The 19,663-nt window shown below is 56.9% G+C and carries 18 protein-coding genes; 15 read left to right on the forward strand and 3 right to left on the reverse strand.

The genetic code is table 11. The annotated features are described in order from the left end of the window. Positions 1-95: 95 nt before the first annotated feature. From rpoE to acpS, 11 genes are all read left to right on the forward strand, one after another. On the forward strand, positions 96-674 hold the full coding sequence (gene rpoE, locus FHW04_RS14880; protein WP_031376285.1) for an RNA polymerase sigma factor RpoE: 579 nt from the start codon (positions 96-98) through the stop codon (positions 672-674). 27 nt (positions 675-701) lie between these two features. Further along, the gene (rseA, locus tag FHW04_RS14885) at positions 702-1,355 is read left to right on the forward strand and encodes an anti-sigma-E factor RseA (RefSeq protein WP_031376284.1); all 654 of its coding nucleotides are present in this window, start codon (positions 702-704) and stop codon (positions 1,353-1,355) included. Next, positions 1,355-2,311 carry a sigma-E factor regulatory protein RseB gene (rseB, locus tag FHW04_RS14890; RefSeq protein ID WP_089561661.1) on the forward strand — a complete coding sequence of 319 codons (957 nt, stop codon included), beginning with the start codon at positions 1,355-1,357 and terminating at the stop codon, positions 2,309-2,311. The genes rseA and rseB overlap by 1 nt, the downstream gene beginning before the upstream one ends. Then, positions 2,308-2,772, forward strand: a complete 465-nt coding sequence (rseC, locus tag FHW04_RS14895) for a SoxR-reducing system protein RseC (protein WP_089561662.1) — start codon at positions 2,308-2,310, stop codon at positions 2,770-2,772. Before rseB ends, rseC begins: the two co-directional genes overlap by 4 nt. 219 nt (positions 2,773-2,991) lie before the next feature. Continuing rightward, positions 2,992-4,791, forward strand: coding sequence for a translation elongation factor 4 (gene lepA, locus FHW04_RS14900; protein ID WP_031376281.1), 1,800 nt, complete (start codon positions 2,992-2,994; stop codon positions 4,789-4,791). A gap of 9 nt (positions 4,792-4,800) precedes the next feature. After that, on the forward strand, positions 4,801-5,775 hold the full coding sequence (gene lepB / locus FHW04_RS14905; RefSeq protein ID WP_031376280.1) for a signal peptidase I: 975 nt from the start codon (positions 4,801-4,803) through the stop codon (positions 5,773-5,775). Between the two features lie 131 nt (positions 5,776-5,906). Continuing rightward, the gene (rnc, locus tag FHW04_RS14910; protein ID WP_031376279.1) at positions 5,907-6,587 is read left to right on the forward strand and encodes a ribonuclease III; all 681 of its coding nucleotides are present in this window, start codon (positions 5,907-5,909) and stop codon (positions 6,585-6,587) included. A 150-nt stretch (positions 6,588-6,737) separates the two neighbouring features. Next, on the forward strand, positions 6,738-7,643 hold the full coding sequence (era, locus tag FHW04_RS14915; RefSeq protein ID WP_031376278.1) for a GTPase Era: 906 nt from the start codon (positions 6,738-6,740) through the stop codon (positions 7,641-7,643). A 4-nt stretch (positions 7,644-7,647) separates the two neighbouring features. After that, positions 7,648-8,376 carry a DNA repair protein RecO gene (recO, locus tag FHW04_RS14920; RefSeq protein ID WP_031376277.1) on the forward strand — a complete coding sequence of 243 codons (729 nt, stop codon included), beginning with the start codon at positions 7,648-7,650 and terminating at the stop codon, positions 8,374-8,376. 72 nt (positions 8,377-8,448) lie between these two features. After that, complete coding sequence (gene pdxJ / locus FHW04_RS14925) at positions 8,449-9,180, forward strand: pyridoxine 5'-phosphate synthase (protein WP_089561710.1); 732 nt, start codon at positions 8,449-8,451, stop codon at positions 9,178-9,180. Next, positions 9,180-9,560 carry a holo-ACP synthase gene (gene acpS / locus FHW04_RS14930; protein WP_031376275.1) on the forward strand — a complete coding sequence of 127 codons (381 nt, stop codon included), beginning with the start codon at positions 9,180-9,182 and terminating at the stop codon, positions 9,558-9,560. Before pdxJ ends, acpS begins: the two co-directional genes overlap by 1 nt. On the opposite strand, the gene FHW04_RS14935 is transcribed toward acpS, so the two are convergent. Both FHW04_RS14935 and FHW04_RS14940 read right to left on the reverse strand, forming a co-directional pair. Beyond that, the gene (locus FHW04_RS14935; RefSeq protein ID WP_031376274.1) at positions 9,557-9,805 is read right to left on the reverse strand and encodes a YfhL family 4Fe-4S dicluster ferredoxin; all 249 of its coding nucleotides are present in this window, start codon (positions 9,803-9,805) and stop codon (positions 9,557-9,559) included. The genes acpS and FHW04_RS14935 overlap by 4 nt on opposite strands. A 55-nt stretch (positions 9,806-9,860) precedes the next feature. After that, complete coding sequence (locus FHW04_RS14940) at positions 9,861-10,700, reverse strand: MurR/RpiR family transcriptional regulator (protein ID WP_031376273.1); 840 nt, start codon at positions 10,698-10,700, stop codon at positions 9,861-9,863. A gap of 154 nt (positions 10,701-10,854) precedes the next feature. Here FHW04_RS14940 and yfhb point away from each other — a divergent pair, with 154 nt between their 5' ends. Next, positions 10,855-11,493, forward strand: coding sequence for a phosphatidylglycerophosphatase C (yfhb, locus tag FHW04_RS14945; RefSeq protein ID WP_031376272.1), 639 nt, complete (start codon positions 10,855-10,857; stop codon positions 11,491-11,493). 63 nt (positions 11,494-11,556) lie between these two features. Next, positions 11,557-12,051 carry a tRNA adenosine(34) deaminase TadA gene (gene tadA, locus FHW04_RS14950; RefSeq protein ID WP_031376271.1) on the forward strand — a complete coding sequence of 165 codons (495 nt, stop codon included), beginning with the start codon at positions 11,557-11,559 and terminating at the stop codon, positions 12,049-12,051. On the opposite strand, the gene mltF is transcribed toward tadA, so the two are convergent. After that, entirely contained in the window at positions 12,048-13,505 is a 1,458-nt protein-coding gene (gene mltF / locus FHW04_RS14955) for a membrane-bound lytic murein transglycosylase MltF (protein ID WP_031376270.1), read from the reverse strand. The two genes, tadA and mltF, sit on opposite strands and share 4 nt — an antisense overlap. Positions 13,506-13,773: 268 nt before the next feature. On the opposite strand from mltF, the gene purL reads away from it, so the two are divergent. Both purL and FHW04_RS14965 read left to right on the forward strand, forming a co-directional pair. Continuing rightward, on the forward strand, positions 13,774-17,664 hold the full coding sequence (gene purL / locus FHW04_RS14960; protein ID WP_089561664.1) for a phosphoribosylformylglycinamidine synthase: 3,891 nt from the start codon (positions 13,774-13,776) through the stop codon (positions 17,662-17,664). 571 nt (positions 17,665-18,235) lie between these two features. After that, complete coding sequence (locus tag FHW04_RS14965; RefSeq protein ID WP_031376268.1) at positions 18,236-19,663, forward strand: sensor histidine kinase; 1,428 nt, start codon at positions 18,236-18,238, stop codon at positions 19,661-19,663.

A 19,663-nucleotide genomic window follows, 5' to 3' on the forward strand; every position in this document is an offset into this window, starting at 1 on the left:
ACATCACAACTCTAAGCGCATGCTTGCTCAGAACCATTGAGATGTGCTGGCAGTTACTTTACGCGTATAAAAAATTTGGGGAGACATTACCTCGGATGAGCGAGCAGTTAACGGATCAGATCCTCGTTGAACGGGTACAGAAGGGAGATCAAAAAGCTTTCAACTTACTGGTAATTCGTTACCAGCATAAAGTGGCGAGCCTGGTTTCACGCTATGTTCCGTCGGGCGATGTGCCTGATGTAGTACAGGAATCGTTTATTAAAGCGTATCGCGCACTGGACTCTTTCCGGGGCGATAGCGCGTTTTATACCTGGCTGTACCGCATTGCGGTTAATACAGCGAAAAATTACCTGGTTGCTCAGGGGCGACGTCCGCCATCCAGCGATGTGGATGCGATTGACGCAGAAAATTTCGAAAGTGCGGGTGCATTAAAAGAAATTTCGAACCCTGAGAACTTAATGTTGTCTGACGAATTGAAACAAATTGTCTTTCGTACCATCGAGGCGCTACCCGAGGACTTGCGTATGGCAATCACCCTCAGGGAACTGGACGGCCTGAGCTATGAAGAGATCGCCGTCATTATGGATTGCCCGGTAGGCACTGTTCGGTCACGTATCTTCCGTGCGCGAGAGGCCATTGATAATAAAGTTCAACCGCTTATCCAACGTCAGTGATAACGGCTACTGGAAGGGTACATAGGCATGCAGAAAGAAAAACTTTCCGCTTTAATGGATGGTGAGACCTTAGATAACGAGCTGTTCTCAGCCTTATCGAAGGATGCAGATCTACAGAAAAGCTGGGAAAGCTACCATCTGATTCGCGATACCATGCGCGGCGATGTTGGCGAGTTCCTGCATTTCGATATCTCTGCGCGCGTTGCCGCTGCCATCGAAAAAGAACCGCTGCGTACTGTTACACCGCTGATCCCTGAAGCGCAGCCAGAACCTTCCCGCTGGGAAAAAATGCCGTTCTGGCAGAAAGTGCGTCCATGGGCAGCACAGTTAACCCAGGTCGGCGTGGCTGCCTGTGTTTCTCTGGCAGTTATCGTTGGCGTCCAGCACTACAACCAGCCAAACGGCGGCACGGCTGAATCGTCCGATTCTCCGGTGTTTAACACGCTGCCGATGATGGGCAAAGCCTCACCGGTCAGCCTCGGCGTGCCTTCTGATGCGTTTGATACCAACAGCGCTAATCAGCAGGTTCAGGATCAGCGTCGTCGCGTCAATGCGATGCTGCAGGATTATGAACTGCAACGCCGTTTACATGCCGATCAGCTGCAGTTTGAAACCGATGCACCGAAACAAGCACAGGCTGATGTTCCCGGAAACCAATCCTTAGGACTCCAGCAGCAGTAATGAAGCCGCTTTGGTATGCTGTTAGCCTGCTGACAGGCAGCCTGTTGTGGTCATCTGCCGCCCCGGCGCAACCTTCTGCGTCCGGGGCGTTATTGCAGCAGATGGAGCAGGCAAGTCAAAACCTCAACTACGAATTCGCCTATATCAACGTCTCCCGCCTCGGCATTGAATCATTGCGTTATCGTCATGCTGTGATTGATGAGCGTATTTTTGCTCAGCTGTTGCAGATGGACGGCCCGCGACGTGAAGTGATCCAGCGTGGCAACGATATCAGCTACTTCGAACCTGGCCTTGAGCCGTTTTCGCTGCCCGGTAACCACATTATCGATGCGCTGCCGTCGGTGATTTTTGCAGACTTCACCAAGCTGGGCAGTGCGTACGACTTCATTACCGTTGGCCGCTCGCGTATTGCCGATCAGATGTGCGACGTATTGCGCATCGTGTCACGCGATGGCACCCGCTACAGCTATGTCGTCTGGCTGGATGTGGATACCAGGCTGCCTCTGCGGATTGACCTGCTGGACCGCGACGGTGAAACGCTGGAGCAGTTCCGTGTCATCAGCTTCGCGGTGGATGAAGGGGTGCGTAACCTGATGCAGGGGCTGGAGAAGGCCAACCTGCCGCCATCGCTCTCCGTCCCGAAAGGGGATGCGGTGATGCTCAACTGGCAGCCAGGCTGGATACCCGCCGGCATGACGCTGGTCTCTCAGAATCGTCGTACGTTGCCCGCGCTGAACAAAAACATGGAGTCGCGTCTCTACAGCGACGGCCTGTTCAGCTTCGCCATTAATATCACTCCGGCCGATAAAAGCAGTACCACCCAGACATTGCGCACTGGACGTCGTACGGTACAAACGGTTGTGCGCAATAATAGCGAGATTGCGGTGGTCGGCGAATTACCGCCTTCGACAGCAAAACGCATTGCGGACAGCATCGACCTGGGGTCACAAAAATGATGAGAGAATGGGCCACCGTGGTGGCATGGCAGGATGGCATCGCCACTCTGCATACTGAAGCGAAAACCTCCTGCAACAGCTGCCAGGCGCGTAAAGGTTGCGGCAGCCACATGCTGAACAAACTCGGCCCGAAAAATGCCCACGTAATGCAGATCGCCAGCAGCAAACCGCTGCAGCCGGGTCAGCGTATCGAACTGGGTATCCGCGAGAGCAGCCTGCTGGGCTCGGCGTTGCTGGTCTATATGACGCCGCTGTTGGGTTTGTTTGTGGTGGCAGGGCTGTTTCAGGCGCTGTTCAGCAGCGATCTGGCGGCCGCCAGCGGTGCGCTGCTGGGCGGGATTGGCGGCTTTATTATCGCCAAAGGCGTCTCGATGAAACTGGGCGATCGCGACGCCTTTCAACCGGTGATCCTGAACATCGCATTACCTCCTGATGCGCTGCGCGTTGAAAGCGAAGCGTAACGCATCTCCAGGCCGCGCACTCCGCGGCCTTTGTCTGTTCTCCCTTACGCAAAACTCTGTTTCGCTTCCACAACGTTCCATTCTTTTATGCGCGGCGTTAACAGTGTAATATGCGTCGTCATTAATGAGGCTGACAGGATTGTGGGTAAAGAGCGATCTTCCTGAATGTGTCTGTGCTCAGGTTTTCAACTGATTCTCTATGCGAAGATATTCATATAAATGAAGCACATAAGAAATTTCTCCATCATCGCCCACATCGACCATGGTAAATCTACGCTCTCTGACCGCCTGATTCAGATTTGTGGTGGCCTCACCGCCCGTGAGATGGCTGCCCAGGTTCTTGACTCTATGGATCTGGAACGCGAGCGCGGTATTACCATCAAAGCACAGAGCGTAACGCTCGATTACCACGCGAAAGACGGCGAAACTTACCAGCTCAATTTCATCGACACTCCGGGTCACGTTGACTTCTCCTATGAAGTTTCCCGCTCACTGGCGGCCTGTGAAGGCGCACTGCTGGTGGTGGATGCCGGGCAGGGCGTAGAAGCGCAGACCCTGGCGAACTGCTACACCGCGATTGAGATGGATCTGGAAGTAGTGCCGGTTCTGAACAAAATTGACCTGCCAGCGGCCGATCCCGATCGTGCGGCGCAGGAAATTGAAGATATCGTCGGCATTGATGCTACTGACGCGGTGCGCTGCTCGGCAAAAACCGGCGTTGGCGTACCGGAAGTGCTGGAACGTTTAGTGCGTGACATCCCGCCGCCAGAAGGCGATCCGGAAGCACCGCTGCAGGCGCTGATTATCGACTCCTGGTTCGATAACTACCTCGGTGTGGTGTCGCTGGTGCGGGTTAAAAACGGCACCATGCGCAAGGGCGATAAAATTAAGGTTCTGAGTACTGGCCAGGTGTATAACGCTGACCGTCTCGGCATCTTCACCCCGAAGCAGGTTGACCGTACCGAGCTTAACTGCGGTGAAGTTGGCTGGCTGGTCTGTGCGATTAAAGACATCCTCGGCGCGCCGGTAGGGGACACCCTGACCACCGCGCGTAACCCGGCAGACAAAGCGCTGCCAGGCTTTAAAAAAGTGAAGCCGCAGGTTTATGCCGGTCTGTTCCCGATCAGCTCTGACGACTATGAAGCGTTCCGTGATGCGCTCGGCAAACTGAGCCTGAATGACGCCTCGCTGTTCTATGAGCCAGAAAGCTCGACGGCGCTGGGCTTTGGTTTCCGCTGCGGCTTCCTCGGTCTGCTGCACATGGAGATCATCCAGGAGCGTCTGGAGCGTGAATACGATCTCGATTTAATTACCACGGCACCGACCGTGGTGTATGAAGTGGTTACCACCAGCGGCGACGTGGTCTACGTAGACAGCCCGTCTAAGTTGCCAGCGCTGAATAATATTGAAGAGCTGCGCGAACCGATCGCCGAGTGTCATATGCTGCTGCCGCAGGAATATCTGGGCAACGTCATTACACTGTGCATTGAGAAACGTGGCGTTCAGACCAATATGGTTTACCACGGCAATCAGGTCGCGCTGACTTACGAGATTCCGATGGCAGAAGTGGTGCTCGACTTCTTCGACCGTCTGAAATCCACCTCACGCGGCTATGCTTCGCTGGATTACAACTTTAAACGTTTCCAGGCCTCTGACATGGTGCGCGTCGACGTTCTGATTAACTCCGAACGTGTCGATGCGCTGGCGCTGATTACCCACCGTGAAAACGCACCGTATCGTGGACGCGATCTGGTTGAGAAGATGAAAGAGCTCATCCCGCGTCAGCAGTTTGATATTGCGATTCAGGCGGCAATCGGCAACCACATTATCGCGCGTTCAACGGTTAAACAGCTGCGTAAAAACGTACTCGCCAAGTGTTATGGCGGCGACGTCAGCCGTAAGAAGAAACTGTTGCAGAAGCAGAAAGACGGTAAGAAGCGAATGAAGCAGGTCGGTAACGTTGAGCTGCCGCAGGAAGCCTTCCTCGCGATTCTGCATGTCGGTAAGGACAGCAAATAAGGATTTCCAATGGCTAATATGTTCGCCCTGATACTGGCGATAGCGACGCTGATTACTGGCATCGTCTGGGTTATTGATCGTTTTAAATGGGCACCGCAACGTCGGGCTAAACAGGCGGCGGCTCAGGCGCAAACCGGTAATACGCTCGACAGCAAAACGCTGGCGAAAGTATCGTCGCAGCCGGGCTGGGTTGAAACTACCGCCTCGGTGTTCCCGGTACTGGCCGTGGTGTTCATCGTGCGTTCGTTTATTTACGAACCGTTCCAGATCCCTTCGGGATCGATGATGCCGACGCTGCTGATTGGCGATTTTATCCTGGTGGAGAAGTTTGCCTATGGAATTAAAGATCCAATCACTCAGACCACGCTGATCCCGACCGGTCAGCCAAAGCGCGGTGACATCGCGGTATTTAAATACCCGAAAGATCCGAGCCTCGACTACATTAAACGCGTGATTGGTTTACCTGGCGATAAAGTGATCTATGATCCTTACAGCAAAACCCTGACGGTCAAGCCAGCCTGTACCGACGGTAAAGCCTGTGACACCGCGTTAGCGGTGACTTATACCGACGTTGAGCCGAGCAACTTTATTCAGACCTTCAGCGGCTTTGATGGTAACGAAACTGGCAACGGTTTTTATCAGGTGCCACAGGGCGATACGATGCGCGGTGGCTTACGCCTCGGCACCCGTAAAGAGACGATTGGCAACGTGACCCATGACATCCTGCTGGTGAACGAAGCGCAGAGTCAGGCGGGCATGTATTACCAGCAGCCGGGTCAGCCACAGGCGAGCTGGGTAGTGCCGAAAGGGCAATATTTCATGATGGGCGATAACCGTGATAACAGCGCCGACAGCCGCTACTGGGGCTTTGTCCCGGAGCGTAATCTGGTCGGTAAAGCGGTCGCTATCTGGATGAGCTTTGAGAAACAAGAAGGACAGTGGCCTACCGGCGTGCGATTCAGTCGTATCGGCGGCATCCACTAAAAGTATTGTCTGATTAACAGGCAAATCGGGTGGCCTCCTGCGGGAGGCCACTGCACACCAAACGGAATGTGTTGGATTCTCAGCCCTGTTTGGTATGCAGAGTCACAGACGCAACAAAGAACTGGAATCGCATGAACCCCATCCTGATTAACAAGCTTCAGCGCAAACTGGGCTACACTTTTACTCATTCGGAACTGTTACAGCAGGCCCTGACTCACCGCAGCGCCAGCAGTAAGCACAACGAGCGTCTTGAATTTCTCGGCGATTCCATTCTCAGCTATGTGATTGCGAACGCGCTTTATCACCGCTTTCCGCGGGTTGATGAAGGTGACATGAGCCGCATGCGCGCCACGCTGGTGCGCGGTAATACGCTGGCGGAAATGGCGCGTGAATTTGATCTCGGCGAATGCCTGCGTTTAGGGCCTGGTGAGCTGAAAAGCGGCGGTTTCCGTCGCGAATCGATCCTGGCGGATACAGTGGAAGCGCTGATTGGCGGTATCTTCCTCGATAGCAGTATCCAGACGGTAGAAAAACTGATCCTCGACTGGTATCAGAGCCGCCTCGACGAAATCAGTCCTGGCGACAAACAAAAAGATCCGAAAACGCGTCTGCAGGAGTATCTGCAGGGGCGTCACCTGCCGCTGCCAAGCTATCTGGTGGTACAGGTGCGTGGCGAAGCTCACGATCAGGAATTCACCATTCACTGTCAGGTGAGTGGCATGGCCGATCCGGTGGTGGGCGTAGGCTCCAGCCGCCGTAAAGCAGAACAGGCAGCCGCCGAACAGGCGCTGATTAAACTGGGTCTCGAATAATTCCCCTGACCCGGGCACCGGCAACGGTGCCCGATGTATCATGACCTGACTGCCTGCTGGCCCTGGCGTCTGAACCGACGCTGAATCAATCATGACCCGAATATGCACTATCCCGGCGCCTGAACAGGCGCTGAATAACTCAGGACTCGAATGAGCGAAAACGTAACTTATTGCGGCTTTGTCGCGATTGTCGGCCGACCTAACGTCGGCAAATCCACTTTACTGAACCAGTTGCTGGGACAGAAGGTGTCGATCACCTCGCGTAAGCCGCAAACCACGCGCCACCGCATCATGGGCATCCATACCGAAGGCGCCTATCAGGCGATCTACGTCGATACGCCCGGCCTGCACATGGAAGAGAAACGCGCGATTAACCGTCTGATGAACCGCGCCGCCAGCAGCTCAATTGGCGACGTGGAACTGGTGATCTTCGTGGTTGAAGGCACCCGCTGGACGCCGGATGATGAAATGGTGTTAGGCAAACTGCGCGACGGCAAAGTGCCGGTGGTGCTGGCGATCAACAAAGTCGATAACATCCAGGACAAGAGTATTCTGCTGCCGCACCTGCAGTTCCTGAGCCAGCAGATGAACTTCCTCGATATCGTACCGATCTCGGCGGAAAGCGGAAAGAACGTCGATACCATTGCGGCGATTACCCGTAAACATCTGCGCCAGGCCGATCACCACTTCCCGGAAGATTACATCACTGACCGTTCACAGCGCTTTATGGCGTCGGAGATCATCCGTGAGAAGCTGATGCGTTTCCTCGGTGCTGAACTGCCTTACTCGGTGACGGTAGAAATTGAACGCTTCGTCTCTAACGAACGCGGCGGCTACGACATCAATGGCCTGATTCTGGTTGAGCGTGAAGGTCAGAAGAAGATGGTGATTGGTAACAAAGGCAGCAAGATCAAAACTATCGGCATTGAAGCGCGTAAAGACATGGAAGATATGTTCGAAGCGAAAGTGCATCTCGAACTGTGGGTTAAAGTGAAATCGGGCTGGGCGGACGACGAACGTGCGCTGCGCAGCCTGGGTTACACAGACGATCTCTGATTCGATGGAAGGCTGGCAACGCGCCTTTGTGCTGCATAGTCGTCCCTTCAGTGAGACCAGTCTGCTGCTCGACCTGTTCAGCGAAAGTGAAGGGCGGGTGCGGGTACTGGCGAAAGGGGCGCGTTCACGGCGCTCCCAGCTGAAAGGGGCGTTACAGCCTTTTACCCCACTGCTGGTTCGCTGGAGCGGGCGGGGCGAGGTCAAAACCCTGCGCAATGCCGAAGCGGTATCGCTGGCGTTACCGCTCAGCGGTATCACGCTTTACTGCGGCCTGTACGTCAACGAGCTGATATCCCGCGTACTGGAGCAGGAATTCCCGTTCTCCGATCTGTTCTTCGATTATCTTAACTGTCTGCAAAGCTTAGCCTCATCTCAGGGCTCGCCAGAACCGGCCCTGCGCCGCTTTGAACTGGCGCTGCTCGGCCATCTTGGCTACGGCGTCGATTTCCTGCACTGTGCCGGCAGTGGCGAGCCGGTCAGCGACGAGATGACCTACAGCTACCGCGAAGAGCGCGGCTTTATCGCCAGCCTGGTGCTGAATCAACGCAGCTTCACCGGTCGCCAGCTGCGCGCCCTGTGTGAGCGCGAATTCCCTGATGCCGACAGCCTGCGAGCCGCTAAGCGGTTCACCCGTATCGCCCTGAAACCTTACCTTGGCGGTAAGCCGCTCAAGAGTCAGGAACTGTTTCGTCAGTTTATCCCGAAGAAAAAAACCGACGAAGCCGCTGAATAGCGCTGGTCGTACCGCTTGCCGGATGCAACGCGGTACACTCAACATTACGACAAACAAGAAGTGAGGATGGTCATGTCTGAGTTGCTGTTAGGCGTCAATATCGATCACATTGCCACGGTACGTAACGCGCGCGGGACAAACTATCCCGATCCGGTGCAGGCGGCGTTTATCGCTGAGCAGGCGGGCGCGGATGGCATTACCGTGCATCTGCGCGAGGATCGCCGTCATATCACCGATCGTGATGTGCGTATTCTGCGTGACACCATCCAGACGCGGATGAATCTGGAGATGGCGGTTACCGATGAGATGATTGGCATCGCCTGCGATATCAAACCGCATTTCTGCTGTCTGGTTCCGGAAAAGCGTCAGGAAGTGACCACCGAAGGCGGACTGGACGTGGCGGGCCAGCAGGACAAGCTGAATGCGGCGGTCAAGCTGCTGAGTGAAGCGGGAATTCTGGTCTCACTGTTCATTGATGCCGATCAACGCCAGATTGAAGCGGCGGTGGCCAGCGGAGCGCCGTATATCGAAATTCATACCGGTGCCTACGCTGAAGCCCCGGAAGGCCTGGCACGCGATGCAGAACTGGCACGCATCCGTCAGGCGGCTACCTTCGCGGCCAGCCTTGGTCTGAAGGTCAACGCCGGCCACGGTCTGACCTATCACAACGTGCTGCCGATTGCCGCGCTGCCGGAAATGCATGAGCTGAACATCGGTCATGCGATTATTGGCCGTGCGGTGATGAGCGGATTGCCTGACGCAGTCCGGGAGATGAAGCAGCTGCTGCGTGAAGCGCGTCGCTGATGGCAATTCTCGGGCTGGGTACCGACATCGTTGAAATCGAGCGTATCGCCGGGGTGATTGAGCGCTCCGGCGATCGACTGGCGCGGCGGGTATTGAGCGAAGCGGAATGGCAGCAATATCAGGCGCACCAGCAGCCGGTGCGCTTTCTCGCCAAGCGTTTTGCCGTCAAAGAGGCGGCGGCCAAGGCATTTGGCACCGGCATTCGTGGCGGTCTGGCCTTTAATCAGTTTGAGGTTTATAACGATGCGCTGGGAAAACCGGGGTTACGTTTTTTCCAGCATGCGGATGAACTGGCACAGCGACTGGGCGTGAAAAGCGTTCACGTGACGCTGGCTGACGAACGTCATTACGCCTGCGCCACGGTGATTATCGAAAGCTAACCGTGCAGCACCACAAACTTATCCCACAGCGCATCGCGTGATTCGGTGTGCTGTGGATCAGTAATAATGGTGTTATCGATCGGGCAAACCCGCTGACAGGTTGGCTCATCATAATGCCCGATGCACTCGGTGCAGCGGCTGACGTCAATTTCATAAATCGCATCACCCAGCGAGATGGCCTGGTTCGGGCATTCCGGTTCGCACATATCGCAGTTAATGCATTTGGCCGTGATCAACAGCGCCATTTTCCCCACCTGGTTACAACAGAAAAAGCGCGGCTATTATACGCCCTCCGGCTGATCAGACCAGCTTTTTCACCAGCGCTTCGCTGTGCCGGATATGGCTGGAGGCGCGTTCCGGATCGTTTTGCACCAGCGCCATAAACAGCAGGTCAGTCAGCGCCAGCTGGGCGGTGGTCGAGGAGATCGCTGCGCTGCGGGTGCTTTGCTCTTCCGCTACGGTATAGAGACACTGGCTGGCGCTCTGTTGCAGGGTATTCGGGGTGAAGCCGGTAAAGGCCACCACGTCGGCACCTACCTGGGCGGCTTCCTGCGCGGCCAGATTGATCTCACGCCGCTCACCGGTATAAGAGATGGCGAGCAGCACATCGCCCGGCCCCATCGCCTGTACGCTGGCCAGCAGGGCGTGCATATCCTGCTCGGCGACCGCATTAATCCCGATTTTCATCAGCTTCCATGAAAAATCTTTTGCCACCAGCCCGGAAGCACCAATTCCCACCAGCAGGATGCGCCGGGCATTCTTCAGCAGCTGCAACACCTCGTTGAGCTTCTCTTCGCTGTTGATATCCAGCGTGGCGCGAATCGCCGACAGCTTTTCAGCCAGCAACTTTTCTCCCACCATTTTGAGAGGGTCATCGCTGAGAATATGGTTATGCACGGTAATCGCATCCTTGTCGGCCAGTGACTCACTCAGGGCCAGTTTCAGCGCCGGAAACCCTTTATAGCCCAGCTTCTGGGCGAACTTGACCACGCTCGACTGACTGACGCCTGACTCCTCCGCCAGCTTTTGCGAACTCAGATGACGGGCCCGATCGGGTTGTGACAGCAGAAAATCAGCCAGCCGGCGTTCGTTTAGCGCCAGACGGGGATAAAGCTGGCGAATGCGCAGCAATGAACTCATGCCCAATCCTCATGATTCAGGAGTAATTTGCGAAGAATAAACTATTCATCTGGCATTGTAGTCATCGGAATTAAAAATGACAGCCATCGCCGTGCCGCCTGATGATGGCTACAATAGAGTCTATTGGCGCAAAATCAGCGAAAAGGAGAGTTGTTTGACCAAGGGTACACAACGTCGCATCGTATTTTTCGACCTGGACGGCACGCTGCATCAGCAGGATATGTTTGGCACCTTTATGCGTTATCTGCTGCGACGCCGGCCGCTGAATCTGCTGCTGGTGGTCCCGTTGCTGCCGGTGGTGGGGCTCGGATTGCTGTTCAAAGGCCGGGCGGCACGCTGGCCGATGAGCCTGTTGCTGTGGTCGATCACCTTTGGTCATTCAGAGCGAACCTTGCTGCGTCTTGAAGCTGAATTCGCGCAATGGTTTCGCCTGCGGGTGAAAGCGTTCCCGGTGGTGCAACAGCGCCTGACTGACTATCTCGGCAGCGATGACGCCGATGTCTGGCTGATTACCGGCTCACCACAGTCGCTGGTCGAACAGGTCTATTACGACTCGGCTTTTCTGCCGCGGGTGAAAATGATTGCCAGCCAGATGCAGCGCGGCTGGGGCGGTCGGGTGCTGGCGATGCGCTGTCTCGGCCATGAAAAAGTGGCGCAGCTGGAGGAGAAAATCGGCACGCCGCTGCAGCTTTACAGCGGGTACAGCGACAGCAAGCAGGATAACCCGCTGCTGTTTTTCTGCCAGCATCGCTGGCGTGTCACGCCGGCGGGCGAACTGCAACAGCTGGAATAAGTTTCACCCGCGACCGCGAGACCGCTATAATGCGCCGCTTTTCTGTTGCCGGGAGTGGCCTGCATGAATCAACAACGCGATGAATACTGGATGCGCCACGCCCTCGGCCTGGCGCGATTAGCCTGGGAGCAGGGCGAAGTGCCGGTCGGCGCGGTGCTGGTACAGGATGAGCGGGTGATTGGCGAAGGCTGGAATCGCCCGATTGGTCAGCACGATCCGACCGCCCACGCCGAAATGATGGCGCTGCGACAGGGCGGTAAGGTACTGGAAAACTATCGGCTGCTGAACACCACGCTTTACGTGACGCTGGAGCCGTGCGTGATGTGCGCGGGCGCGATGGTCCACAGTCGCATTACCCGGCTGGTGTATGGTGCGCATGATGTCAAAACCGGGGCGGCAGGCTCGCTGCTGGATGTGCTGGGGCATCCCGGCATGAATCATCAGATTGAATTGCACAGCGGCGTGCTGGCAGAAGAGTGTGCCGCCATGCTGAGTGATTTCTTCCGCATGCGGCGCGAGCAGAAAAAAGCGCTGCGTCAGGCGCAACGCCAGAGTTAATTCATGGCGATGTTCGGTTCAACTGCCGGATAGCCTTTTGCCAGTTCCGCTTGCGCAGCCATCTGCTGTGCCAGGCGTTTTTCCTGCTCCTGCAGATACCCCACCAGACTGATCTGATACTTACGGATGTTCTCCACGTAGTTATACGCCTCGTGCCCGCGCGCGTAACCATAGGTGGTCTGGGTGTAGTAACGCTTCTGGCTCAGCATGGGTAGCCGCAGCTTAACGTCCGCCCAGCTATCCGGATTGCCGCCCTGACGCGCCGTCAGTTTGCGCACGTCGAGCATGTGGGCATAGCCCATGTTGTAGGCCGCCAGTGCAAACCAGATGCGCTCATCTTCCGGGATAGTTTGCGGCACTTTCTCCATCATATTCTGCAGATACTGACTGCCGCCGCGAATACTCTGCTCAGGATCGGTGCGGTCGCCCACATCAAGGCTCTCAGCGGTATTGCGGGTCAGCATCATCATGCCGCGCACGCCAGTCGGCGAGGTGGCCTGCGGATTCCAGTGCGACTCCTGATAAGAGATGGCTGCCAGCAGGCGCCAGTCGATGCCGGAGGCATACTTCTCAAACAGCGGCTTGATGTCGGGCAGGGTGCTGTCGATGGCGCGCAGGAAAGTGCGGGTATCGACATAGTCAAAGGTACCTACGTGACCGAGATATTTCTCCTCCAGTCGCGCCATTGCGCCTTCTTCACCCATGCCGTTAAAGAAGTCGAGCATCGCCGCATTCAGGCTGTCATCGTCGCTGTGCTTCATGTACCAGGTCACCGGCTCTTCATCGGTGACGTCAAACGCCACTGCCAGCTGCGGATAGATGCGTTGCAGCAGGGCGATCGTCACCGAGTCGCCGATGGTATAGTCGAGTTTGCCATCCGCCACTGCTTCCAGCAGCGCTTTCGGGCTTTGATCGGTGGAGATCGCCCAGTCCAGATCGGGGAACTGATTAGAGCGGGCGCTTTTCAGGCTGGAGAGGTACGCCGATCCCGAGGCGACCGTCAGCCGCCCCTTGAGATCACCGAGGTTTTTCGGGCGTGGCTTATCCACGCGATACACCAGCTGTTGCGAAACGTTGTAGTAGCCGGGCCCGGTCCGATACCGCGCCAGGCGTTCGCTGTTATAATTCAGGCCCGCCGCCAGCACATCCGCTTTCCCTTCATCAAGATCGTCAAACAGGTCACTCAGGTTCGGGCGGACCGTCACCTTCAGTTTAACGCCCAGATAATCGGCGAAGCGTTTTGCCAGCTCGTAGTCCATACCGGCCGGGGCCTGATTTATGGTGTAGTAAGTCAGCGGGGAATTGATGGTACTGACACGCAATACTCCCCGTGATTTAATCTGTGAAATCGTATCCTGCCCACCGCCGTACCACGGGATGGACGGCCACAATGCCATCGCTAACAGCACGGCGACCAGACCGATAAACAGATAATTAAATTTTAGGCGTTTCAAATAGTTATCTCTCGCTGGCTCTAAGGCCTCTGTCTTTTAAAGGCAGTATTTGTCTTCTTTGAACTCCCAGAGCGAGGGGCATTTTGCGCAACAAAGCGAAGCTGAGCAACTCATATAGCAGGTTTTGCGCAAATTTCAGGCAAATCCGGTGGGCCATAAATTTTGCGCAAACGGTTTCGTCGCGAGGGCGCTTTCTCTATAATACGCCCCGTTTTCCCCTGTTGCGCCCAATGAAGCGTCGCCCGGCGTTTCGAAGACGAGAGATCTTATGATGGAAATTCTGCGTGGTTCGCCCGCCCTGTCGGCATTTCGTGTAAACAAACTGCTGACCCGCTTTCAGGACGCTCACCTGCCGGTGAGTGATATTTACGCTGAGTACGTCCATTTTGCCGATGTCAGCGCGCCACTGAGCGCCGACCAACAGACCCGTTTACAGCGTCTGCTGAAATATGGTCCTTCTCTCGCTGAACATGCGCCACAAGGGCGTCTGCTGCTGGTGACACCGCGTCCTGGCACCATTTCGCCATGGTCATCGAAAGCCACCGACATTGCTCACAACTGCGATCTGCCGCAGGTCCGTCGCCTGGAGCGCGGTCTGGCATTTTACGTGCAGGCCCCTCAGTTAACCGAGGCGCAGTGGCAATCGCTTGGCGCGCTGCTGCATGATCGCATGATGGAGACGGTCTACAGTGATCTGGCGCAAGCTGAGCAGCTGTTCGCTCACCACTCACCGCAGCCGGTAAAAAGTGTCGATGTGCTGGGTGAGGGCCGTCAGGCGCTGGTCCAGGCTAACCTCTCGCTGGGTCTGGCGCTGGCAGACGATGAAATTGATTACCTGCTGGCGGCGTTCACCCGCCTGGGCCGCAATCCGAACGACATCGAACTCTATATGTTCGCTCAGGCTAACTCTGAGCACTGTCGCCACAAGATCTTCAACGCCGACTGGATTATTGATGGCGAGAAGCAGCCGAAATCGCTGTTTAAGATGATCAAAAATACCATGGAGCAGACGCCGGATTACGTGCTGTCTGCTTACAAAGATAACGCTGCGGTGATGGAAGGGTCCGATGTCGGCCGTTTCTTCGCTGATGCGGCAGAAAGCGAATACCGCTGGCATCAGGAAGCGGCACATATCCTGATGAAAGTTGAGACTCACAACCACCCCACGGCGATTTCACCGTGGCCTGGCGCGGCAACCGGCTCCGGTGGCGAAATCCGTGACGAAGGGGCAACCGGACGCGGCGCCAAGCCGAAAGCTGGCCTGGTCGGGTTCTCGGTGTCGAACCTGCGTATTCCTGGCTTCGAGCAGCCGTGGGAAGAGGATTTCGGCAAGCCGGGCCGCATCGTCAGCGCGCTGGAGATCATGACCGATGGCCCACTGGGCGGCGCGGCATTTAACAATGAATTTGGTCGTCCGGCACTGAACGGTTACTTCCGTACCTATGAAGAGCAGGTTACCAGCCACAATGGCACCGAGCTGCGCGGCTACCACAAGCCGATCATGCTGGCGGGCGGCATTGGCAATATCCGTGCTGACCACGTGCAGAAAGGGGAAATCACCGTCGGCGCTAAGCTGGTGGTGCTGGGCGGTCCGGCGATGAACATCGGTCTGGGCGGCGGTGCCGCCTCCTCAATGGCGTCGGGCCAGTCTGATGCCGATCTCGACTTCGCCTCGGTACAGCGTGACAACCCGGAAATGGAACGTCGTTGCCAGGAAGTGATCGATCGCTGCTGGCAGCTGGGCGATGACAACCCGATTCTGTTCATTCATGACGTGGGCGCGGGCGGTCTGTCGAATGCGATGCCTGAGCTGGTCAGCGATGGCGGCCGCGGTGGTCAGTTTAACCTGCGCGATATCCTCAACGATGAGCCGGGCATGAGTCCGCTGGAAGTGTGGTGCAACGAATCACAGGAACGTTATGTGATGGCGGTGGCACCCGAGAAGCTGGCAGAGTTCGAAGCGATTTGCCAGCGTGAGCGCGCACCGTTTGCGGTAATCGGTGAAGCCACCGAAGAGCTGCATCTGAGCCTGAGCGACAGCCATTTCGACAATAAACCGATCGACATGCCGCTTGACGTGCTGCTGGGCAAAACGCCGAAGATGACGCGTGACGTGGTGACGCAGCAGGCGCAGGGCAATGAACTGCAGCGTGATGGCATCACCCTGGTGGATGCGGTCAATCGCGTGCTGCATCTGCCCGCCGTGGCGGAGAAAACCTTCCTGATCACCATTGGTGACCGCAGCGTGACCGGCATGGTTGCGCGCGACCAGATGGTCGGGCCGTGGCAGATCCCGGTCGCCAACTGCGCCGTGACCACCGCCAGCCTCGACAGCTATCACGGTGAAGCCTTTGCGCTGGGCGAACGTGCGCCGGTTGCGCTGCTCGATTTCGCCGCCTCCGGCCGTCTGGCGGTGGGTGAAGCGCTGACTAACCTCGCGGCCACCTCTATCGGCTCGCTGAAACGCGTCAAACTGTCGGCTAACTGGATGTCGGCTGCCGGTCATCCGGGCGAAGACGCCGGTCTGTACGCCGCGGTAAAAGCGGTCGGCGAAGAGCTTTGTCCGGCGCTGGGCATCACCATCCCGGTCGGTAAAGATTCGATGTCGATGAAAACCCGCTGGCAGGAAGGCAACCAACAGCGTGAAATGACGTCGCCACTGTCGCTGGTGATCACCGCGTTTGCGCGAGTTGAAGATGTGCGTCGCACCGTCACGCCGCAGCTGCAGCCCGATCGGGAAAACCTGCTGCTGCTGATCGACCTCGGTAACGGGGTCAATACCCTCGGCGCTACGGCGCTGTCACAGGTTTATCGTCAACTGGGCGACAAGCCAGCCGATGTGCGTGATGCCAGCCAGCTGGCGGGCTTCTTCAATGCGATGCAGGCGCTGGTGGCGCAGCAGAAACTGCTGGCCTACCACGATCGTTCCGACGGTGGCCTGTTAGTGACGCTGGCAGAAATGGCCTTTGCCGGCCACTGCGGTGTTGAAGTTGATATCGCGGCGCTGGGCAATGACCCACTGGCCGCCTTATTTACCGAAGAGCTGGGCGCGGTGATTCAGATTAACGCTGCCGATCGCGCGGCGGTAGAGCAAATTCTGGCCGATCACGGTCTGGCAGACTGTAGTCATCTGCTGGGTCATGCTCAGCCAGGCGACCGCTTTGTGATTCGTTCGGGCGACAGCGCGGTTTACAGCGAAAGCCGGACTACGCTGCGCACCTGGTGGGCAGAAACCACCTGGCAGATGCAGCGCCTGCGTGATAACCCGGCCTGCGCCGATCAGGAACACCAGGCGAAAAAGAACGACAGCGATCCGGGCCTCAACGTTACGCTGACCTTCAATCCGCAGGAAGATGTCGCAGCCCCGATGATCGCCACTGGCGCGCGTCCACGGGTTGCGGTGCTGCGTGAGCAGGGCGTCAATTCGCACGTTGAAATGGCAGCGGCTTTTGACCGGGCCGGCTTTACCGCGGTTGATGTGCACATGAGCGACCTGCTGGCCGGACGGCGCGGTCTGGAAGAGTTCCAGGCGCTGGTTGCCTGTGGTGGCTTCTCTTACGGCGACGTGCTGGGCGCGGGCGAAGGCTGGGCAAAATCAATCCTGTTCAACGCTCGGGTACGCGATGAGTTTGAAACCTTCTTCCACCGTCCGCAGACGCTGGCGCTCGGCGTCTGTAACGGTTGTCAGATGATGTCCAACCTGCGTGAACTGATTCCCGGCAGTGACCTGTGGCCACGCTTTGTGCGTAACCAGTCTGAGCGGTTTGAAGCCCGTTTCAGCCTGGTCGAAGTGGCAGCCAGCCCGTCGCTGTTACTGGACGGAATGGCCGGATCGCATATGCCTATCGCGGTTTCCCATGGGGAAGGGTTTGTAGAAGTGCGCGACCCGGCTCATCTGGCCGCACTGGAAGCGAAAGGACTGGTGGCGCTGCGCTTTATCGATAACTTCGGCAAAGTGACAGAAACCTATCCGGCTAACCCGAACGGCTCGCCAAACGGTATCACTGCGGTCACCAACGAAAGCGGCCGCGTCACCATCATGATGCCGCATCCGGAGCGGGTGTTCCGCACCGTCAGCCACTCCTGGCATCCGGCAGAGTGGGGCGAAGACAGCCCGTGGATGCGTATTTTCCGCAACGCACGTAAACAGCTGGGTTAAATAATCCGCTGATAACAACAGGAGGCCACAGCGCCTCCTGTTTTATTTTCAGGCGGCTGTTGGCAAATGGCGACAGCCGTGGCTTAACGGTGTCGCCGTCTGGCGACATTTATCCTGCTGATTTATATCAGCTAGTTTTCCTCTTGTGCTGAGTGTTGCTTTCAGGCGACACTTTTACCGGCTTTTGCGGTTCGCTAACGCTGCCGATAGTCCGGTGAATCTGACAATTAACTGAAAAATATAGTTATTTATTAATTGGCATGAAACTTGCTATACTCCGTGCGCTGCTCATTCACCTGTTTATGATTGCCCCGCACTGCGGAAAAGAGCTCATAAAACCCGAATGACGCACCAAACGGAGCCTGCCGTCCACCTCATCGATAATCGTTTGCTATGCAACGTTATCAAACGCCGGACGTAACGTTGAGTAAGGCTCCACCCATTGTTCCGCGATGCCGCTGGCGTCGCGTCAACGGCAGGCCAGCGCGCCTGCCGTTTTCTTTTCTGCCTCTTTCTTCCTGCATCAGAGTCCGCTAGCATCCAGACAGCATTTTTCTAAGGAAGCGGCCGCGTGAAAAGATGGCGTTTATTTCCCCGTTCTCTGCGCCAGCTGGTGCTGATGGCGTTTGTGCTGGTGCTGTTACCGCTGCTGGTGCTGGCCTGGCAGGCGTGGGAAAGCCTTTCAGCCCTCAGCGAACAGGCGGCGGATACCAACCGCAACACCTTCACCGACGTGCGCCGCAGCGAGGCGATGGCCCGCACCGCGGTTGAACTGGAGCGCAGCTATCGCCAGTACTGCGTGCTGGATGATGCCTCGCTGGCGCGGCTCTATCAAACGCAGCGTACTCGTTACAGCCAGATGCTGAGCGCCCACAGCGCCAGCCTGCCGGAACTGCCGGCTTTCCAGACACTGCAAGCCACGCTGCCCCTGCTGACCCAACCGCAGTGCGACAATGGCAATCCGGTGCCGCGCGCCGCCGAGGCGCTGGATCGCTTCTCGGCCACTAATATCCGGATGGTGCAGGATACGCGCGAAGTGGTGTTTTCACGTGGCTTACAGCTACAGCGTGAGATTGCCGATCGCGGCCAGTTCTTTGGCTGGCAGGCGCTGATTCTGTTTATCATCAGCCTGGCGTTAATGATGCTCTTCACCGGCATGATCATCGGGCCGGTTAAGCGCATTGAACGGATGATCAACCGGCTGGGTGAAGGACGCGAACTGGGCAGCAGCATAGAGCTTCGCGGCCCGCGTGAGCTGCGGTCACTCGGCCAGCGTATCCTCTGGCTGAGTGAGCGACTGGCCTGGCTGGAAACCCAGCGTCATGAATTCCTGCGTCATCTCTCCCACGAATTGAAAACGCCGTTAGCCAGCCTGCGCGAAGGCACCGAACTGCTGGCGGATGAAGTGGCCGGATCGCTTAATAGCGAGCAGAAAGAGGTGGTGTCGATTCTGGACAGCAGCAGCCGCCATCTGCAGCGGTTGATTGAGCAACTGCTGGATTACAACCGTAAACTGGCCGATGGCCCGACCCAACTGGAAACGGTCAGGCTGGATGAAATTGTGGCACGGGTGGTCAGCGCGCATGCGCTTTCGGCGCGGACCAAACTGATGCAGACGGTGCTGGATCTCAACGCGACCCGCTGTCTGGCCGAGCCGACGTTATTGATGCGGGTGATCGACAACCTCTATTCGAACGCCGTGAACTACGGCAGCGAATCCGGTACCATCTGGCTGCGCAGTCAGCAGCAGGGCGATCGGATCTGGATCGAGGTTGCCAACAGCGGCATCCCGATTCCGCCGGACGAGCAGAAGATGATATTCGAGCCGTTCTTTCAGGGAAGCCAGCAGCGTAAAGGGCCGGTGAAAGGCAGCGGGCTGGGCCTGAGTATTGCCAAAGATTGTCTGCGCCGGATGCAGGGCGACCTGTCGCTGGTCTCCAGCGATCGCACCGGCGTCTGTTTTCGCATTGAACTGAACACCACAGCCGGGAATGTCTGA

Origin of the sequence: Pantoea sp. AN62, assembly GCF_050432985.1 — a bacterium.
Taxonomy (GTDB): Bacteria; Pseudomonadota; Gammaproteobacteria; order Enterobacterales; family Enterobacteriaceae; genus Pantoea; species Pantoea brenneri.